General features: G+C 34.6%; 17 protein-coding genes and 2 other annotated features. Of the genes, 3 read left to right on the forward strand and 14 right to left on the reverse strand.

The features are described 5' to 3' along the window. Positions 1-16 precede the first annotated feature (16 nt). The 6 genes from ACUN28_RS19820 to ACUN28_RS19845 all read right to left on the reverse strand — a co-directional run bounded on the left by ACUN28_RS19820 (position 17) and on the right by ACUN28_RS19845 (position 7,701). Positions 17-2,320 (reverse strand): glycoside hydrolase, encoded by a 2,304-nt coding sequence (locus ACUN28_RS19820; RefSeq protein ID WP_016088289.1) that lies wholly within the window; start codon positions 2,318-2,320, stop codon positions 17-19. A 212-nt stretch (positions 2,321-2,532) separates the two neighbouring features. After that, entirely contained in the window at positions 2,533-2,742 is a 210-nt protein-coding gene (locus ACUN28_RS19825; RefSeq protein WP_016088290.1) for a DUF6366 family protein, read from the reverse strand. Positions 2,743-2,858: 116 nt separating this feature from the next. Continuing rightward, complete coding sequence (thrB, locus tag ACUN28_RS19830) at positions 2,859-3,752, reverse strand: homoserine kinase (protein ID WP_016088291.1); 894 nt, start codon at positions 3,750-3,752, stop codon at positions 2,859-2,861. Further along, a complete protein-coding gene (gene thrC / locus ACUN28_RS19835) occupies positions 3,749-4,807 on the reverse strand; it encodes a threonine synthase (RefSeq protein WP_016088292.1) in 1,059 nt (352 codons plus the stop codon). The genes thrB and thrC overlap by 4 nt, the downstream gene beginning before the upstream one ends. Beyond that, positions 4,800-6,095, reverse strand: a complete 1,296-nt coding sequence (locus ACUN28_RS19840; protein WP_016088293.1) for a homoserine dehydrogenase — start codon at positions 6,093-6,095, stop codon at positions 4,800-4,802. Before ACUN28_RS19840 ends, thrC begins: the two co-directional genes overlap by 8 nt. A 154-nt stretch (positions 6,096-6,249) precedes the next feature. Continuing rightward, positions 6,250-6,481: a binding site (T-box leader), on the reverse strand. A gap of 115 nt (positions 6,482-6,596) precedes the next feature. Next, positions 6,597-6,828 (reverse strand) — a binding site (T-box leader). A 234-nt stretch (positions 6,829-7,062) separates the two neighbouring features. Continuing rightward, entirely contained in the window at positions 7,063-7,701 is a 639-nt protein-coding gene (locus ACUN28_RS19845) for a pyridoxamine 5'-phosphate oxidase family protein (RefSeq protein ID WP_016088294.1), read from the reverse strand. Positions 7,702-7,782: 81 nt separating this feature from the next. On the opposite strand from ACUN28_RS19845, the gene ACUN28_RS19850 reads away from it, so the two are divergent. Next, complete coding sequence (locus ACUN28_RS19850) at positions 7,783-8,391, forward strand: NUDIX hydrolase (protein ID WP_016088295.1); 609 nt, start codon at positions 7,783-7,785, stop codon at positions 8,389-8,391. Between the two features lie 116 nt (positions 8,392-8,507). Here the strand turns inward: ACUN28_RS19850 and ACUN28_RS19855 are convergent, their stop codons facing one another. From ACUN28_RS19855 to ACUN28_RS19875, 5 genes are all read right to left on the reverse strand, one after another. Further along, positions 8,508-9,338, reverse strand: coding sequence for a peptidoglycan-N-acetylglucosamine deacetylase (locus ACUN28_RS19855; RefSeq protein ID WP_016088296.1), 831 nt, complete (start codon positions 9,336-9,338; stop codon positions 8,508-8,510). Positions 9,339-9,455: 117 nt separating this feature from the next. Continuing rightward, entirely contained in the window at positions 9,456-10,328 is an 873-nt protein-coding gene (locus tag ACUN28_RS19860) for an aminoglycoside 6-adenylyltransferase (RefSeq protein WP_016088297.1), read from the reverse strand. 132 nt (positions 10,329-10,460) lie between these two features. After that, positions 10,461-11,132: an O-methyltransferase gene (locus ACUN28_RS19865; protein WP_016088298.1), complete on the reverse strand. Its 672-nt coding sequence runs from the start codon at positions 11,130-11,132 to the stop codon at positions 10,461-10,463. Between the two features lie 148 nt (positions 11,133-11,280). Continuing rightward, complete coding sequence (locus tag ACUN28_RS19870; protein ID WP_000818985.1) at positions 11,281-12,000, reverse strand: 3-ketoacyl-ACP reductase; 720 nt, start codon at positions 11,998-12,000, stop codon at positions 11,281-11,283. 167 nt (positions 12,001-12,167) lie between these two features. After that, positions 12,168-13,637 (reverse strand): RNA-guided endonuclease InsQ/TnpB family protein, encoded by a 1,470-nt coding sequence (locus ACUN28_RS19875; RefSeq protein WP_016088299.1) that lies wholly within the window; start codon positions 13,635-13,637, stop codon positions 12,168-12,170. 220 nt (positions 13,638-13,857) lie between these two features. Here ACUN28_RS19875 and ACUN28_RS19880 point away from each other — a divergent pair, with 220 nt between their 5' ends. Next, the gene (locus ACUN28_RS19880) at positions 13,858-14,451 is read left to right on the forward strand and encodes a DUF3139 domain-containing protein (RefSeq protein WP_080120050.1); all 594 of its coding nucleotides are present in this window, start codon (positions 13,858-13,860) and stop codon (positions 14,449-14,451) included. Between the two features lie 23 nt (positions 14,452-14,474). On the opposite strand, the gene hitS is transcribed toward ACUN28_RS19880, so the two are convergent. The 3 genes from hitS to ACUN28_RS19895 form a co-directional block, all read right to left on the reverse strand. Next, positions 14,475-15,548, reverse strand: coding sequence for an envelope stress sensor histidine kinase HitS (gene hitS / locus ACUN28_RS19885; RefSeq protein WP_016088301.1), 1,074 nt, complete (start codon positions 15,546-15,548; stop codon positions 14,475-14,477). Beyond that, entirely contained in the window at positions 15,545-16,222 is a 678-nt protein-coding gene (gene hitR, locus ACUN28_RS19890; RefSeq protein ID WP_016088302.1) for an envelope stress response regulator transcription factor HitR, read from the reverse strand. Before hitR ends, hitS begins: the two co-directional genes overlap by 4 nt. A gap of 88 nt (positions 16,223-16,310) precedes the next feature. Continuing rightward, positions 16,311-18,071 (reverse strand): ABC transporter ATP-binding protein, encoded by a 1,761-nt coding sequence (locus tag ACUN28_RS19895; protein ID WP_016088303.1) that lies wholly within the window; start codon positions 18,069-18,071, stop codon positions 16,311-16,313. A 240-nt stretch (positions 18,072-18,311) separates the two neighbouring features. On the opposite strand from ACUN28_RS19895, the gene ACUN28_RS19900 reads away from it, so the two are divergent. Further along, a complete protein-coding gene (locus ACUN28_RS19900; RefSeq protein WP_016088304.1) occupies positions 18,312-19,076 on the forward strand; it encodes an alpha/beta fold hydrolase in 765 nt (254 codons plus the stop codon). Positions 19,077-19,165 lie beyond the last annotated feature (89 nt).

Genomic DNA, 19,165 nt, shown 5'->3' on the forward strand with positions numbered 1-19,165 from the left:
AATAAATTTCATATTATTATTTCTCAAGCGGTGTATACATTGTTTTCTTCCCATCATTATAAATGAAAGCGGATTTTGCTTTTAGTTTCGTCTTATCTATTTCTATCTCTTCATTTGAGAAATTCACAATAATTTTAATATCTTTTCCATATGAAGCAGATTGGACTAATTTATCTTCTGACAAATATGCAAAGTTCGTCATTTCTTCTTTTACTGCCTTTGCATGAACTTCATTCCAAACTTTCAGATGCTGTGTAATTTCTTGTTTATGCTTATTCCATTCTACTTCATCTAAATGGTACAACGGAGGAACGTTATACAACAATTCGTATAACATACGGTTTCCAACCTCATCTTTTACTTTCAAACTTCCCCATTCCCAGTGGTGCGTTGTAATTACAGCATCATTGTATACTAATTTATATAATGGTACTGAATATACAGGATTTAAATATACTTGTTTATACTCTTCTTTTAACGGTACTTGTTTCGCATATTTTTCTGGAACATTTTGATTCGGCGACCAATATCCACCCACATAATACGGACTGGTTTTGTTTTTCCTCATATCTTCATCGTCCCATTTAATAACTGGCGTTTCAATGCCGTGAGCAAATGCAATCGTGCTACTTGCAAAATCATTTCCTCCTTCAGAACCAACTACCATACCTTTTTCTTGCGCAATATAATCCATTCGTTGTAACCTTGCTTTTAAATCTTGTTCTTGTGTCGTTATATGTTTGGCCGAATAGTCATCATAAATTTCACCTGTTGCATCACAATCAATAAACCATGAATTGTATTTAGGTCCATTTTGTAATATATCGTTCATTCGTTCTTTTACACTAGGAAGAGATAAAATTGGATTTAATTTTCGCCCTCTACCTAAAAACCCTTGCACCTTTTCTCCATTTTTCTTCGTCACAGTTGCCTCTTCATATAACGATGGATCAGTAAAAGAAGCTGTATTCCAATTTTTATCAGCTTTTTCGTGAATAGAATGGTAAGAATCATACGGACCAACTAAATATCCCATTTTCTTAGCTTCTGTCACGAAATCAGGCTGCATATACCCTTGCTCCCAGTTCGGCAATCCAATCCATGCATTGTCTATTCCTGCCGCTTTCATTTCCTTTATAATATCCGTTCCATCTGCCTTACCCCATTTACTTACTTCTTCAACCGCATCACCGAGCACTGACTTTAATACATGCTTATTTAAGTTATATAACTCCATCTTTGATAAATGATCTACACCTTTGTTTAATAACTCACTAGCCTTCTGATCAACTTTCGGGAAAATATCTTCTTTATACAACTCCTTCATTGATAATACTTCATTTACATAACGCAAAATAACATTTTTTTGGTACTTATCAATGAAATCTTGTTTACTTACTTGATCAAATACAATCAGTTCTCCAGACTCCGAACTATTCTTTTGAATAAGCTCTTTTATATGACTAAACACAGGACTATTTATTTGCTCTCTTATCTTCGGCCAATTTACATTACTTTCTGATAAGCCATTTTGATTCCAAAAATAAAAATGAGCTGCGCCGTAAAGCTTTTCTATCTCTTTATTTTTTCTAGCCTTTTCTTGTAATGTTTTAAATTCACCTTTTCGAGCGATATTGTCTTTATATAGTTTAGCAATACTTACTACATCATTATTTGTCACATATACTTGAAATCCATATGTTTTATTTTTATTTATACGCGGGAATTCATGTATAAACTCAAATCCTATTTTCGGATCCGAATGAAATTTCAATTCATTATTAAATATATTGTTCGCAATATATACAATCGAATATTTCGAACCATTTAACGCGAAAAATTTCATAGAAAATGATTCAGCAAATGAATATGCATCATCCTTTAAAAACTTCTTCCAATTTTCATCATTACTCGGAATTTGCTTCCCTTCCCATAACGGAAGTGTATAATTTTCAGCTTGTACTTTCGGCCACGTAAAGCTTTCTGCACCAGTCGATTCCACTTCAATATTTAAGTGATCTTTTTTCTTCTCTAGATTCACTTTTACTTTTTGATCTGGATATTCCCAAGATGTACGATCCTTATCTTTTTTTACATTCGACACCTTCATTTTCGGCAAGGGCTGTGACGCCAGTTCCTTTACGCCATCATGTTCTACAGTTAACGTGAAAGTCTCTGGATTTACATCGTAAGTGAACTCTTTATACGTCGCTTTCTTTATTTTAGACTCTTGTACAGCATTGCTACCTTTTACATCACACCCGACTAAAGTCGAAAATGACATCGTTGTAAGAAGACATATTGCTATCATTTTTTTCATCTTCTGCACCTCCACCACTGAATATACAGGGGCTTTGTTACAGGAATGTGGCAAAAAAATAAAGCCAGCATAACGCTAGCTCTATTTTGAGTCTTAAAAATAAGTGTATATGGACTACTATAACCTGCTTAAAATATATGTAGTACAATATCGTGTTTTTTCATCCTCACTACTTATAAAAGCAAATAATTCAAAACTTTTACATGCATTTCTTAACTAAAAAAATAAGTGTATATAATATATCCTAAAACTAGCACTAAAATTACTAGCGCTGTACCTCTCCAATTCATACCACCCGCCATATCAACTGGACTACCTGTTTCAGCTCTGTTGAGTCCATCTTTTAAAGAACCGGTAGGATTATTTTTCAATTCACTTTGCCTTATGCGTTCTCTTTTTTCTTCTGGTGACTCTTTCTTCATACAATCACCTCCAAAATTAATACACGCTTTACTAAATTATACATTATTACTCTTCTTTTATATGCCAACTGAAAAGATATTTACAACGTAAAGAAAGCTAGCGATGCTAGCTTTCTTTATAATCCAATATGTTCTTTCTTATTTACAGTAATCCCTCTATGATCAATTTCTAGCTCACACACTTTCATAGACGTAAATACTCTCGCTAATTGCTTAGCAATTTCTTGACGTTTATCATATGGCGTTAGTATAAAAATAGATGGGCCTGCACCGCTAAGCGCTGTACCGTATGCTCCAAACTCTTTTGCACATTTACGAATAGATGGTAATAACGGTACAAGTTCTAAACGATACGGCTCGTGAAAATGATCTCTTTCCATCATTTCACCTACAACTTTCCACTTCTTTTGACAAAATGCAGCTACTAATACATTACTTATCGCACTAGCCTTAACTGCTTCATGAAACGGAAACATATCTGGTAATACAGATCGGCTTTCATCTGTATTTAGCTCTTCATTTGGGATAAGAGAAATTACCCCTAATTCCTTACTTTCAATTCTTACAACCGAAACATTCTTTCCATCAAGTGCCCCGATTACAGTTCCCCCTAGAATGGAAGCAGCAACATTGTCTGGATGTCCTTCAAAATTTGTAGCAATTTGAACCTTTTGATCAGCTGTTAAGTTCAAATTACCAAGTTGATTCGCAAGCTCTATCCCTGCTACAATTGCTGAAGCACTACTTCCTAGCCCTCTTGTTAGTGGGATATTACTAGTAACTTCTATTATATAAGGTGATAAAGAAGGACTTACTTTACATGCCGTGCTAACGATTAAATTTTTATCGTCTGTCGGAATCGACTCTTCAAAGGAATGGATTACTTGCCATTTATCAGCTTTCTCTTTTACTACTACATTTAAATACAATGACAAAGCTATTCCTACTGAATCAAATCCAGGTCCAACATTCGCTGTACTAGCAGGAACACGAATACTTAATGGTATCACGACATAATCACCCCTTTAATATGCTCTTTAATTTGTTCTATATTATTTGAAACACTTGCAATGTCTAATGTATTAGAAGAGATTGCGATATCAGGATCTTTCAAGCCGTTTCCAGTTAAAACTGCAACAACTGTTTCTCCTTTTTTGATTTTTCCAGATTGAACATGTTTAATTACGCCTGCTAATGAAGCATTTGATCCTGGCTCAGCGAAAACCCCTTCAGTTTTTGCTAATAATCTATACGCATGTAATATTTCTTCATCTGATACCATATCTATTTCACCGTGAGACTGTTCGGCAGCCTCTACCGCATACGACCAACTTGCTGGGTTACCGATGCGAATCGCTGTTGCAATTGTTTCAGGTTCTTCAATGATATGTCCTTTTACGATTGCTGCTGCTCCTTCCGCTTCAAATCCGTGAATTCTTGGCTTCTTATAGCCTTTTTCTTTCTCATATTCACAGAAACCTTTCCAGTATGCTGTAATATTTCCAGCATTCCCAACAGGAATCGCTAAAACATCTGGTGCACTTTGTAACTGGTCACAAATTTCAAACGCTGCTGTTTTTTGCCCTTCAATTCGGTAAGGATTTACTGAATTAACTAATGTAATTGGCTCTTCCGCAGCAATATTTCTTACAGCCTTAAGTGCATCATCAAAATTCCCTTCTATTGAAATGATTTCAGCACCATAGGCGACTGCTTGAGCTAATTTTCCATGTGCAATTTTCCCTTCTGGGATTACGATAATACATTTCATTCCGAGGCGTGCCGCATATGCTGCGGCCGATGCTGATGTATTACCTGTAGATGCACAAATAATTGCCTCCGAACCTTCTTCTTTCGCCTTTGCAACTGCCATTACCATACCACGGTCTTTAAAAGAACCTGTTGGATTCGCTCCTTCGTACTTACCGTATAACTGAATCCCTAATTGTTTTGATATATTTAATAACGGAATAAGAGGTGTGTTTCCTTCCATTAAGCTCACATCAGGTGTGTTTTCATTTACCGGTAAATAAGAAGCATATTGTTTTAATAGTCCTTTATACATATTGTTTTTCCTCCTCAATAATGTAATAACTGTTTATTTCACTCGCGACATCTTCTATCGCTCCTAATACTCGTTCAAATTGATATTTTGAAGTTTGATGTGTCACAACAACGACTTCTGCAAGTTCACGATTTAAAGGTAATTGAATAACTTCTTTTAAACTTACAGAATAATTAACGAAACATTCTGTTATTTTTTGCAACATCCCAGGTTCATCTCGTAATGAAATACGTAAGAAATACTTCGAAACGACTTCTTCATCCCCTTGTAACTCGTATGGCTCTGGTTCTTTTAACACACTTTTATTTTTCTGAACTTGATTCATATTTTTAACGATTGAAATAATATCACTTACTACAGCAGAACCAGTCGGCAATTTCCCAGCTCCAGGTCCGTAAAACATTACTTCTCCTACTGCTTGACCATGAACATATACTGCATTAAATTCATTATTGACATTCGATAATGGATGATGATTTGGTAAAAGAGTCGGTTCTACACTTAAATGAATGGCTGATCCTTGTTTCTCTGCTTTCCCAATTAATTTCATAGTAAACCCTAACTTTTCAGCCATTTGTAAATCTTCTTTTTCGACCTTTCGAATCCCTCTTACTTGCACATCATCTAAAGAAACATTCATTGAAAAACCTAAGTTTGCAAGAATAGCTACCTTTCTCGCTGCATCTAGTCCATCTACATCCGCTGTTGGATCCGATTCTGCAAAACCTAATTTTTGCGCTTCCTGTAAAGCCTCTTCATACGACCAGCCATTTTGACTCATCTTTGTTAACATATAATTTGTTGTACCATTTACAATTCCCATTATTTTTTCAATTTGATCTGAAGCTAATCCGTCTGTTAATCCTCTTAACACCGGAATACCGCCCGCTACACTTGCTTCATAACATAAATCACAATCATTATCGTTCGCCAGTTGAAGAAGCTCTGCACCGTATACAGCCATTAAATCTTTATTTGCTGTTACGACATGTTTCTTATTTCGTAAAGCCTTAACAATATGCTGTTTTGCCTCTTCAATTCCGCCCATTACCTCTACTACAATATCAATATTTGAATCATTTAGAACTTCATCGACATGACTTGTTACTACGATTCCATCAATGCAAACATCACGTTCTTTTTCTAAGTCACGTACAACGACTGTCTTTACCTTCACTTCATACCCTGTATCAAGTGCAATTTTTTTATAATGCTCTTTCAAAATATGGACAACACCACTTCCGACCGTACCTAAACCTAACACTCCAACATTAATAACATTATTCATTTTCTAATCTCCTCCTAAAAGTTTAATTGTTACACCTATAAATCACCTTACTCTGCTTTTGGGTCATGCAGGTGGTGGTTATTTCCGTACGTACGAATCGTTTCATGTTACAGCACCTCCTTTCAAAGTAATAAAAAAACACACTCATCCCTAGGAAAGGGACGAATGTGTTTTCGTGGTTCCACCCTTGTTCCAATCTAGACGTATTCCCTCCTAGATTGCTCAAGTTCAGATAACGGCTGATACCGTCAATAATTACTAGATTACTCGTTCACTATTGAAGTTCAAAGGTGGTAAAATCATTTCTCGTGTTAGGAAGCTCACACCCTTGGCTTCCCTCTCTGTAAACCGTAAAAATGATTTCTTGTCCTTATCGTTACTTTTTCGTTCATGTTTATTTGTTAACTCATTATACTCGCATAAAAAACAAAATCAATACTATTTTTAAATTATTTTAAATTTTCAATCCTTAATTCCATAAAAAAACACACTCATCCCTAGGAAAGGGACGAATGTGTTTTCGTGGTTCCACCCTTGTTCCAATCTAGACTGATTTCCCACTAGATTGCTCAAGTTCAGATAACGGCTGATACCGTCAATAATTACTAGATTGCTCGTTCACTATTGAAGTTCAAAGGTGGTAAAATCATTTCTCGTGTTAGGAAGCTCACACCCTTGGCTTCCCTCTCTGTAAACCGTAAAAATGATTCCGTGTCCTTATCGTTACTTTTTCGTTCATGTCTATTTGTTAACTTATTATAGTTACCAACTTTTTAAAAAGCAAGCCTATTTTTACTAACTATTTTCAAAATCATTTTTTATTATATTTCACAATAACATTTTGCAATTGCCACTCGATTTACCTATTTTGTTATTTTTCTAGTTTACAAATCAACGGTTCATATATAAATATACCATTCTAAAACGCGTAGATATTCATCTCCCAAAACTATATTAACAAAGTTTTTTAATACAATCTTTTCGTATAACTTTCTTCTAAAGAACGTGCAACATCTTCTTCTGAAGCATTCACTTTTGCATGCTCCAGCAACATTTTTGCTGCTGAAGGTAACTCCTTTTTATTTAGCCATGACTCTGAATCCCACATTTTTGAACGAATAAAAGCTTTCGCGCAATGAATATAGCATTCCTCTATTTCAACAACAATTCCAAGTAACGGATTGCGTCCATTTGCCTGCATTTCTTGCAAAATTTCTTCCTCGTTTGTAATGAATGCTCGGCCGTTTATTCGGAGTGTCTCCCCAAGACCAGGGATCAAAAAGAGTAACCCTACGTGCGGATTTGAAATAATATTCAAAATGGAATCTATACGACGGTTGCCTGGTCTTTCTGGAATGATAATTTTATTATTATTTAATACGTATACAAATCCAGGTGCGTCTCCTCTCGGCGAAGCATCACACTCTCCTAATTTATTTGCAGTAGATAATACTAGAAAAGGAGATTTAGACAAAAAATCTACGCAATGGTGGTCTAGTGATGAAATAACTTTCTTTAACGCTCGCTCACTTGGTTGCCCCAATATTTCCCGTAATTCTTCCTCTGTTGAAATAATCGACTTTATTTCCTTACTCTCTATCCCCACGTATAATCACTCCTTTTTCTTTATTTTCCCAAAATTCAATACAAATATTGTATAATAAAATTTGCAGAAAGGGGAATTAAAATGACAGAGTGGTTAACAATATTTGATACTGAAAAAAATATACTTGGGAAGAAATTACGTGATGAAGTACATCGTGACGGTGATTGGCACGAAACATTTCATTGCTGGTTTGTAGAAAAAGATGCTGAAGATATGTTTTTATATTTCCAATTACGCTCTAAAAATAAAAAAGAAGCTCCGAATATATGGGATATTACCTCAGCTGGACATATTATGCATGATGAAGAAGTAGACATGGGCGGTCTTCGTGAAATTGAAGAAGAATTAGGGCTTTCCTTTCAAACTACTGATTTAGCATACAAAGGAATATTTAAAATAGATTATGAAATTTCAAACCTTACTGATCGTGAATTTTGTCATATGTATTTTCATAAAGTAATACAACCACTACCATTTGCACCAGGTGAAGAAGTAGACGATGTGATGAAAATACATGCAACTTCTTTTTTACAACTATTAAAAAGAGAGATTTCATCTTTAACGGCTATTTCTGTTTTAAACAATAAACCGATAATGATAACTTTTGAAGATATTTACCCTTATGACCTTCAATATTACGAATTTGTTGTTGAACAAGGAAAAGAATTGCTAAAAGATAATAGTTTATAAAAAACGGACACCCGGCTTAAATAAGATGGGTGTCCTATTCTTTATCCTGCTATTTGCTTGGCGATGGCTAATAATCAGTGGATGATTGACAAAACCCGACTGATTTACATTTCACTTTATTTTCTCTCTTTCGATGTTTGGAACATACTTGGTAGCGTTACAAAGCGTGCCCCTTTCGTTTTTAACTGCGGAATAATTTTGTCTAGCGCCTCTACAGATCCTTGCAAATGCCCGCCTGGAGTGGAATGCTGCAGTATGACACTACCTGGAAATGAATTCCCTAACACATTATTTGTAATCGTTTCAGCGCTTACTCCTTTCCAATCAACAGTATCAACACTCCACTGTACAATCATAAAATTTTGCTCTGTCGCCCACTTCAATTGATTTTCAAGTATTTCACCGTACGGCGGACGTATAAACTTCGGTGCATAACCAGCTAAACGATTTAATATTTCTTCTGTTTTTATAATTTGATTACGATACTCAGCATCATTTACTTTCGCTAAATTTGGATGGCTGTACGTATGATTACCAATTACATGCCCTTCATTCGCAATACGCTTTACTACATTCGGAAACTTTTCTGCATTTTCACCAAGCAAGAAGAATGTAGCTTTCACATTATGTTGTTTTAACTTATCTAAAATTTTTGGAGTAAATACTAAATCTGGTCCATCATCAAATGTAAGAGCTACTTCTGCTTTATTGTATGGTCCTGAAAATGCATACGCATATTTTTCGACCCATGAAAATGGTGTCCATGACCCTCGATCCTCTTCTTTCATTTGGGCTTCATAATTTTGAGGAACATGTAATGCGTATGGCATCGCATTTACATAGTCTCCATAATAAAATGAATGATATGGCATATAAGCATACGAAACATCTCGTTCTAGTCCCCATTGATATGGAGCAAACATTTCTGGCGAATAAAAATAATACATGATAAAAACCTCCCTAAAATTTCATATGTGATTCATCTGCACTTTGTTAGAGAAATTCTTATTCATAAACAAAAATAAGACTGTCCTTAATTAGGACAGTCTTATTACTCATTAAAACTAATAAATTACTTTACTATCTCTCAGTAATGTTCTCACATGTTTTAAATAACTTGTCACTCTGTCATCATCAACTTGCGGATATTGATATCCATAAGCGTTAGCAAATTCGTTCGCAACTTTCCTAAACATATCTCCCATTACAAAAAATGACTCCCATATGTTTTCATATTCAGCATTCGAATAGGTCCTTTTAAATTGCTCCCACATATCTTTTTCAATATATTGCTCAAAATGCTTTCCAAACTTCCCTGCATTAACTGTAAATTCTGTTTTCATACCAATATGCCATTCTAGCATTACGATAAACATATCTCGCACCGGACCATCAAGCATTCCTTTCGCATAAGAAAGTTCCTCTCTCCATAACCCTTTTGCTATATTCGTACTACACCACCAAAATTCATTACAGCAATCCAAAAACTCTTTTTCAGTAGGCTTTTTTATTAAGTAATCCCTATCGCTTGCTGGTGGAAATTCATCCATACAATCATCTTTATCAAGAAGACGTTTACTTAAACTATCTTGCCCAACGAATGTATCTATCAAATCAACTGGAACTAACGTTAAATCGATTCGGTTCCCATCCATAAACTGCATTAAATACGGAAATTTCCCGTCTTCGTCTGCTGGAAGTAACGACATTTCCTCCGGCATTTGTACAATCATTAATTCTCCAAATCTATGAATCCAATTATGATTAGACGTAAAAGATTGTATATCTCTTACCACATAAATAATATCATAATCTTGAAAACAATCTCTTTTCACATTTGGATTTACACGTGATCCATTCATGATAACTGCTCGGATTCTTTCATCCTCTTTTGCTGTATTTATAATTAAGTCTAGCATTTCTTTTTCAGTTCTCATCTATTCCTAACCTCCAATTTTTATACAAACTTATATTGTTATGTACGTTGGAGGTCCTCGAGCTAACTGCGTTGCACACAATACATGTTATAATTTTTGAAACTTCTTTTTCATCCCTTTTACCTCCTTACATCACTCTTTTACGACTGCCATTACAAATCCATCATACCCTTTACTTCCGACAGTTTGAAGCGCTGTAGCACTTACACGAGGCTCCGCAGCTATTAGCTCATAGAAACGGCGTATCCCTTGTACACGAGGGTCATTACTAGTATTGTCAATAACTTCTCCTTCACGTACTACGTTATCCCCAATAATTACAGTACCAGGGCGTGATAGTTTCAGTGCCCACTCAAAATAAGCAGGGTTATTTTGTTTATCAGCATCTATGAAAATAAAATCAAATGGTTCATACTTCTCATTTTCTATTTGTTTTAAAGAATCTAACGCTAATCCTACTCGTATTTCAATTCTATCATTCAAATTGGCATGCTCAATATTGCTACGTGCAATTTCTGCATGTTTTTCATTTGCTTCCAATGTAACAACTCGGCCCCCAGATAGCAACCCCCTCGCAAGCCATATCGTACTATATCCGCCTAGCGTACCAATTTCTAAAATGTTACGCGCTCCTTGAATTTGTACTAATAGTTTTAAAAACTTACCTTGCGTTGGCGATACATCATGTGCCGGCAAATTAGCTGCAGCATTTGCTTGAAGAGCTTCTTCTAATGTAGAATCTCTCGGTATTAATACATCACTCACATACTGATCAACAGCCGTCCATTTCTCAATCGTACTCATGTAAATACCATCCCCTTCAATTTCTCAATACTTTTTTACCATTCACTTTCGATTATACCGAAAATTTCGTCTCATATACAAAAATAAAGAAAGGACATCTCCTCCATTACAGAATAGATGTCCCTTCTTTTGTTTATACATTTATCCCTTACGGATTAGTAGACCAAAGTCCAGCTGATTTAATAAATGTACGTTTATTTAATTTCAGCTGCGCTACGATAAACTCTGCAATATCTTCTGCTTGCATTACTTTATCTGGATTTCCATCAGTTAATCCTAAATCTACAGCCATATCAGTTGCTACTGTACTTGGTGTTAAAGCTGTTACACGAATATTATGTTTACGAACTTCCATCGCTAACGATTCTGTTAAGCCAAGAACACCAAATTTAGAAGCACTATATGCACTTGTTACAGGTGCACCTTTTTGTCCTGCTGTAGATGAAATGTTAATGATATCACCAGATTGTTGTTCAATCATGCTTGGTAAAGCTGCACGAGTTGCATAGTATACACCCATTAAGTTTACTTGAATGATTTTTTCCCAATCAGCAACGTCTAATTCTAAAAACTTACCAAATTTAGAAATACCAGCGTTATTAATTAAAATATCGATAGAGCCTAAACCGTTTTTTAATGTCTCAATCGCAGTAGTCACTTCTTCATATGAAGAAACATCAGCAGTCGCAATAACAGCTTTTACGCCTTCTGCTTCTACTTCTTTCGCTACAGCTTTTAAGTTTTCTTCTGAACGAGCTAAAAGACCTACGTTTACGCCTTCTTTGGCTAATGCAATTGCTACAGCACGACCAATACCTCTACCTGCGCCTGTAATTAAAGCATTTTTACCTTGTAATAATTCTGCCAAGTATAACACTCCTTAATCGTCTCAGTTGTTTATTATTATATTAAAAGTGTAACTATATTTATGTAAAAAGGCAATGATGCACTTTCATGTGCGTAGGTTACTTGTAGGTAACTATGAACACTCCCCCACTTAGCAAAGCTTGAAGTGGGGGTTTCTAACGTTTTGACCTAACGGACGATTAACGTCAGGGGAGTTAACACATTAGCGAGCTGTTTCACGCCTAACCCCTCTATCCCATTTGTCCATGCATTTGGGATTACTTTTCGTAAAATGTTAGCCGCAGCATTTACATCTGCATGAATTAAAGTTTTATTTGCTGAACGATATATGCCGCGCTTTATTCGTTTTCCTGAAAAAGTTGTATTTTGGTCATTTTCTCCATACGTTGGAATGAAGTCGTTATCCAGAAAACTTGCTTTCGATGTATATGATTCTTCAGTTACAACAACTTGAATGCCTACAGCATTTGCTTTGTATGTAATCATTTGAATCAATAAACTATGTGGGATATGACAAAACGATTGGTTATTTCTTTTTCCCATATTCGTTTCTTGTTTCCAACTTTTGTTTTGACCAATAACGATTTTACAAACTTCTTCTTCTTGAGCTAGTTTTACGATATGGTGACTAACTTTATGGAAGACGTCTTTTATTTTCAAGTAACGTTTTTGATGAAGTTTTTCTATCCTTTTAGAAGTAAAAGGTCCTTCATTAGTTTGTTTCCCATTTCTAAGAATGCTTGTAAAATGACTCTTCATTTTGTTGTAATATTGATTTATGCTTTTGACATGTTTGCCCTTAACAAGGACAGGTTTCATACCTGTGTTTGTTACGATGGTTGCAAGGTTATCAATCCCTAAATCAATACTCATATAACGTGCATTCTCTTCAATCATTTGTTGTTCAGAAGGAACATCAATTACCAATTCCACTACATATTCATTGTATTTTGGAATCACACGAACTTGTTTCAGTTTACCTTCAGTGAAACCTAGTTTCCCAATATTTAATTGCAATTTCGTCTTTGGAAACTTTAAAAATCTACCGTTTTTAATGATGCAATCTTGGTTTGTATACAGAATCTCTTTTTCAGAAGAACGAATATACTTTGGAATCCTAGGCGTTCCAGCATATTTGTTTGGATTCTTTTTATAGTCTTTTAAACTAGCAAAAAAAGATTTCCAATTTTGGAACAAACCTTTCATGATTGACTGGCTACATTGCGTAGGCAAAGTTCGATAATCATTTTGAATCATAGCCTTAAATAGTGCATCTAGAAAGTTGTAATCTACATAAGGTTTTTCAAAATTAGGTTCTGAAAACAAATTACATGTAATCTCTTTCTGTTCTTCTTTAGGCTTTAATTTCTCTTTTTCCAATTTCTTCTGATAGGCAAGAAGTTGTGTGTCATTCATCTTACCAATATTTTTATGAATATTAGCCAGAACTTCTTTTTGCAAAGGCTGCAACTCTTTTTCTTGTGTTAATCCAGTGTACACCTGGCGTATATAAAAGTTTGTGGTGTTGTACATGTTCTTAGCGTTATGACAACATTCTTGAAAATAAGAATACATACGATGCCCTTTTTTAATCCAGATTTGAAGAGTTTTATAGTTTGATGGATTTTCTTTTGCCATTTTATTCACCTCCTTGTTAAGGATATTATAGCAAAAATAGAACGTATGTTTCTGTTTTTCTTGAAAATAAAATATTTCTTTCGATTCACCTCACCACCTTCACTTACGTTTAGAGGTGGGAGTCCTCTCGAAAGGCATGATAGAAACTTTTTTATTTATAAGTCTCATATTTTTATCATTATTCATGTAAAATAAAAATAAATCCAGCATAGGGGAGTGTATGTGTATGAAGAGAAAAAAATGGTTCTTGTCACTAACTGCAGTCGGACTATGTATCATATTTTTTGCGATGTACTTTATATTTGGTAATCCACTAAATTATAAAGTAATAGAAAAAGATACTAGCAATTATCTCCATACTATAAAAAACTATAAGCAAGAAGAAATACAAAGCATAACTGGAAAATATACTCCCATTTATAATATCGGCTATTATGCAGAGGTAGTATATAAAGACGAACCCTATTTTACATACTCTTATACATACGATAATAATAATAAAATAATACAAGACAATGGCATTTTAGGAAGACATACTGAATCATTTGAGCATCTTAATTTAAATTGGTCACTGTTCGACCAATTAATAAAAGGTATTCATACAAACTTACAAGAAAGAGGTTTAAGTGAAAAAAAGGATTATTCTATACGAAGCGTTCAATTCATTGATATAGATGATGATAAAAACGGTGCAGAAGCATACGTTGACTTTAAGAAAGATAAAGAATCTGATTACTCATATCGTATGAATAGCGAAGGAAAAGCTTATCAATATAGCTGCAGCAATGGTAAATGTATGTATAAAGAGAAATAGTGTTAGAAGATATCCTCCTAACACTATTTCTCTTTATATTTAGGAATACACACAATAAATTCCGTCCCATTCCCTTCCTCACTCTCGACTTTTATTTCTCCTTGATGAAGATCGAGTACTTTTTTTACGATGGCCAACCCTAAGCCACTCCCTCCATACGTACGATTTCGTGAAGTGTCCGCTTTATAAAAACGTTCAAAAATATGCTGCTTCTGTTCTTTGGATATACCAATTCCCGAATCGCGAATAAACACTTCCACTACTTTCTCATATTCTTTTAACTGGATTGTAATTGTGCCACCACTTGGAGTAAATTTAATACTATTATGAATTAAATTAATCCAAACTTGACTCATACTTTCTTGATCAGCAGTAATGTGTACTTTCTCTAAATTAAGTTCTAACTCAATTTCTTTTTCAGCCCAGAGCGGTTCACTATTTAACACAATTTGCTTTAACTGTTGATCTAATCGATAAGTCATTCTTTCTGGCGTATACTCTTCCGACTCTAATAGGGTGAGTTTCAGTAAATTTTGACTTAGTTTAGATAATCTCGTTGTTTCCGTTTCAATAATAGTAAGGTAATGCTTTCTTTTTTCCTCGGAAAGATTGTTATCTTGTAATGCTCTAGCAAATCCTTTTATAGAAGTTAATGGTGACTGTATTTCATGAGAAACATTCGATACAAATTCCTGGCGCATTTTCTCCATCGCATTCAGTTCATCTGTCATATCATTTATACTTTTTACGAGCACACCAATTTCTCCATCATATTTCTCTTCATTCCTTATTTTTACGGAGAAGTCCCCTTTTGCAATTTTTTGTATCGGTTCAATAATAGTCCAAATCATTGCCTCTCGCTTTGGTCTCATTAATACCCCGATTAATACCCAAATAAGAACAATAAATATAAAGCCGACCATATCACTAATTAGAAAAGTAACAAAAGGCGATACTTGTATTTCAAGAGCATTCATTACACTTGATGATACATAAAAGGCTATAGACCAAATTATAGTGAGAAAAGAAAAAAGTGCTATTACCGCTCCCATTACTTTCAGCATCTTCAACTTACTCATTCGTTTTCTTTTTCTCATCTACTTACCTCTAAACGATACCCTAATCCTCTTATTGTTTTAATACTAAATTTCGACTTCTCTTCTTGGAACTTCTCTCGTAACCGATTAATATGAACATCTAATGTACGTTCATTCCCTTCAAAATCATATCCCCATACATCTTCAATTAATTGCTCTCTTGAACAAGTTCTCCCTGCTTTAGAACCTAAAGTAAAGAGCAATTCGAATTCTTTTAACGGTAACGTAACCGTTTGTTCTCCAGCTGTAACTTCAAATGTTTTACGATTTAACAGTACATTCCCAATTTGAATCGATTGCGAAACTGTAATTTGGTAACGTTTCAATAACGCCTTAACTCTCACTACTAGTTCTATAGGATCAAATGGTTTTACAAGATAATCATCCGTTCCAAGGTGAAATCCTTTTACTTTTTGAGACGTTTCCCCTTTAGCAGTTAGCATCAAAATCGGGATATCATAGTATTTTCTTAATTCAAAACATACATCAAATCCATCCATATTCGGCATCATGATATCAAGAATAACCATATCGACTTTCACTTCGTCTATTTTTCGAAGTGCATCTAGTCCATCAATCGCCTCTAATGTTTGAAAACCTTCCCGCTCTAAAAAAACAGAAACAAGTTCTCTAATATGCGGGTCGTCGTCTACGATTAAAATTTTAGGTATCAAAGGAACCATTTCCTTTCTACTTAGCATCCTTTATACAGTTTTTACAAATAAATAATCAGCGGAGTACACTCCCCACTGATTATTCATTTTATAATGCTCCCTCTTTAATTTTCAATTGTTGCGTTGCAAATTCACGATACATATCATGCGTCTGTAATAATTCATCATGTGTACCGCTTCCTGTAAGATTCCCTTTTTCAATAAAAATGATTTTATCTGCATCTACAACAGTAGAAAGTCTATGTGCAATAACTAACGTTGTTCTGCCTTTCATTAAGTTATTTAAAGCCTTTTGAACAACAGACTCTGATTTACTATCTAGACTGGAAGTTGCTTCATCTAACATAAGAATTTGTGGATTTCGAAGTAACGCCCGAGCAATCGCAATTCGCTGTCTTTGTCCTCCAGAAAGCTTCACACCACGTTCTCCAACTTCTGTTGCATATCCATTTGGTAAGTCATGAATAAATGCATCAACATATGCCATCGCTGCTACTTTTTCAATTTCTTCATCTGTCACTTCACCCTCTACACCGTAACAAATATTATCACGAATCGTTCCATCAATTAACGGACTATCTTGTGAAACGTAACCAATTTGACGTCGCCATGATTGCAATGAATAACTCGTAATTGAGTCTTTCCCTAATTTAATAGCACCGCTAGTTGGCTCGTAAAAACGTTCTAATAGTGAGAATAACGTCGTTTTCCCGCTACCACTTGGTCCTACGATTGCTGTTACTTTTCCTGATTCAATTGTGAAATCAATATTCTTTAAAACTTGCTCTTCTTCGTTATACTCGAAATGTATATTTTCAAGTACGATTGGCTGCTTAGCATTTGTAACCTTCACACCAGTTTCATGATCTTCTACTTCATATTCTAAAATTGTATTAATTCTTTCCGTTGCACCAATTGCCTTTTGGAATTGTGTAAAGAACATAGATAATTGACTCATTGGCATTATAATTTGAACTAAATATAAAATAAACGCTACTAGTTCCCCTGTTGTTAATGCACCGCTAGAAACACGCATTCCACCATACCCTACGATAATAACAAGCAATGCCATTAAAACAAACGACATAACTGGTGAAATTAACGCTTGCACTTTTCCTTCTTTCAAACCAAATTGTAATAACTTTTCGATACCTTTATTTCCAGTTTCATATTCTCTTTTTTCTGTATTTGAAGATTTCACCAAACGAATTTCTGATAACACTTGTGTTAATACACTAGTAAAAGAAGCCGTTTCATCTTGAAGTGCTTTTGAAATCTTATACATTTTTCGTCCAAGTGGAACTAAAATGAGTACTGATAATGGAATAACCGTTAAAAGTAAAAGTGTCATTTTCCAATCTAAAACAAATAATACAATTAATGAACCGACAATTGAAATACCGCCTGTTAATAAGTTTGACAAATGCTCAGAAATTAATGTTTTCACAACTCCTGTATCATTTGTCATACGGCTAATTGTATCCCCTGTTCTATTTTGATCATAATAAGTTACCGGTAAAATAAGCACCTTTTTCCACAAACGTTCTCTCAATCCAGCTACAATCTTCTGTCCTATATAATTTAATAAATATATAGACAATCCTGCCGCTATAGTTTGCATAATAAAGAAGGCAACTAGCCCAACAATTTGTCCTGTACTAATTGACGAAAGTGAAAAATTATCTACTAGCCCTTTCGTTAACATTGGAATAAATAAACTCGCTCCCGTAGAAAGCAAACTCATTAATAACGCAAAAGCAAGAATCCCTTTTGGAGGATTTGTATCTTGAATAAGGCGTAAAAACTGCCTCCAGCTCCCTTTTTTCTTCATCTCATCTCTAACTTCCATTTATGTTCATCTCCTCGTGTTAAACCAAACTGTTCTTTCTAAAAATAGAATACAATACAAATGTAAACTGAATGTAAACACACTTTTTCTGTTTTTACAAAATATACATGTCAACGCATCTTTACAACAGATATAAACATCTGATATTATTACCTGGTACTTAATATTATTCTATGTGGATTATAGATAACCAATTTACAATACTGTATAAATCTCCCGTTATTGAAAGGAGTATCCTTTTTGCAAACAAATATACATTCCGAAAAGGAAACAATCATTTTTATTCACGGCTTAGTTGGCAATCGTCGTGCCTTCAAAAAAGAGCATAAACGATTTTCCGCCGCTTACAACATTATTACTTATGACTTATTAGGTCACGGCGATGATAAAGGAGAAGCTATCGAATTTTCATTACAGCGCCTCGTAGATCAACTATTGAACTTATATGAAAAAGAAGGTATTCAAAAAGCTCATATTTGCGCTCTAAGTTATGGCTGTTATATTTCTACAATCTTTGCACAAATGCACCCAGAAAAAGTAGTAAGCATTTGTCATATTGGTGGACATTATAATAATCCATCCCTTTTATATAACGTATTTCAAAAATTTTGGGAGAAGCGCGGAGACGAATACTCTAAATGGCTCTCTCAATACGCAAATACCATTTTCCCAAGTGGCATACTGAAGGCTAATCCATTCGCTGTCATTTCTAGAAATATTTATTACCGTTTCGGATTACAATTACATTCATCAATTATTGCGCAATCATTACGACATCGTTTAGAATTCGATTTAAAATCGAAATTAAAATCACTTCCCCACCCTATATTATGGGTAATGGGTGAACATGATCATCTCTATAAATCTTGTCTTTTTGATTTAAAGTCCATTCTTCCTAACGTTTTATATAAAGAAATACCGTTAGCAGGACATGCAGCAAACCTATTTCGTCCCAACTACTTTCATGACCTATACGCCCGATTTTTGAATGGGAAATTACAGTAAAAACTACGACATTCCCAATCTATTCAACTATAAAAAGGCTTCCCAAGTTTCCCTGGAAAGCCTTTTCTCTATACGAAAAGTATATAAAA

It is taken from the genome of Bacillus sp. WC2507, from assembly GCF_052656125.1.

Bases quoted from the DNA above. Each gene is read 5' to 3' on its own strand.
- ACUN28_RS19820 (WP_016088289.1), bottom strand. From the start codon at position 2,320: ATGAAAAAAATGATAGCAATATGTCTTCTTACAACGATGTCATTTTCG.
- ACUN28_RS19825 (WP_016088290.1), bottom strand. From the start codon at position 2,742: ATGAAGAAAGAGTCACCAGAAGAAAAAAGAGAACGCATAAGGCAAAGT.
- thrC (WP_016088292.1), bottom strand. From the start codon at position 4,807: ATGTATAAAGGACTATTAAAACAATATGCTTCTTATTTACCGGTAAAT.
- ACUN28_RS19840 (WP_016088293.1), bottom strand. From the start codon at position 6,095: ATGAATAATGTTATTAATGTTGGAGTGTTAGGTTTAGGTACGGTCGGA.
- ACUN28_RS19850 (WP_016088295.1), top strand. From the start codon at position 7,783: ATGACAGAGTGGTTAACAATATTTGATACTGAAAAAAATATACTTGGG.
- ACUN28_RS19855 (WP_016088296.1), bottom strand. From the start codon at position 9,338: ATGTATTATTTTTATTCGCCAGAAATGTTTGCTCCATATCAATGGGGA.
- ACUN28_RS19860 (WP_016088297.1), bottom strand. From the start codon at position 10,328: ATGAGAACTGAAAAAGAAATGCTAGACTTAATTATAAATACAGCAAAA.
- ACUN28_RS19865 (WP_016088298.1), bottom strand. From the start codon at position 11,132: ATGAGTACGATTGAGAAATGGACGGCTGTTGATCAGTATGTGAGTGAT.
- ACUN28_RS19875 (WP_016088299.1), bottom strand. From the start codon at position 13,637: ATGGCAAAAGAAAATCCATCAAACTATAAAACTCTTCAAATCTGGATT.
- ACUN28_RS19880 (WP_080120050.1), top strand. From the start codon at position 13,858: ATGTGTATGAAGAGAAAAAAATGGTTCTTGTCACTAACTGCAGTCGGA.
- hitS (WP_016088301.1), bottom strand. From the start codon at position 15,548: ATGAGAAAAAGAAAACGAATGAGTAAGTTGAAGATGCTGAAAGTAATG.
- ACUN28_RS19895 (WP_016088303.1), bottom strand. From the start codon at position 18,071: ATGGAAGTTAGAGATGAGATGAAGAAAAAAGGGAGCTGGAGGCAGTTT.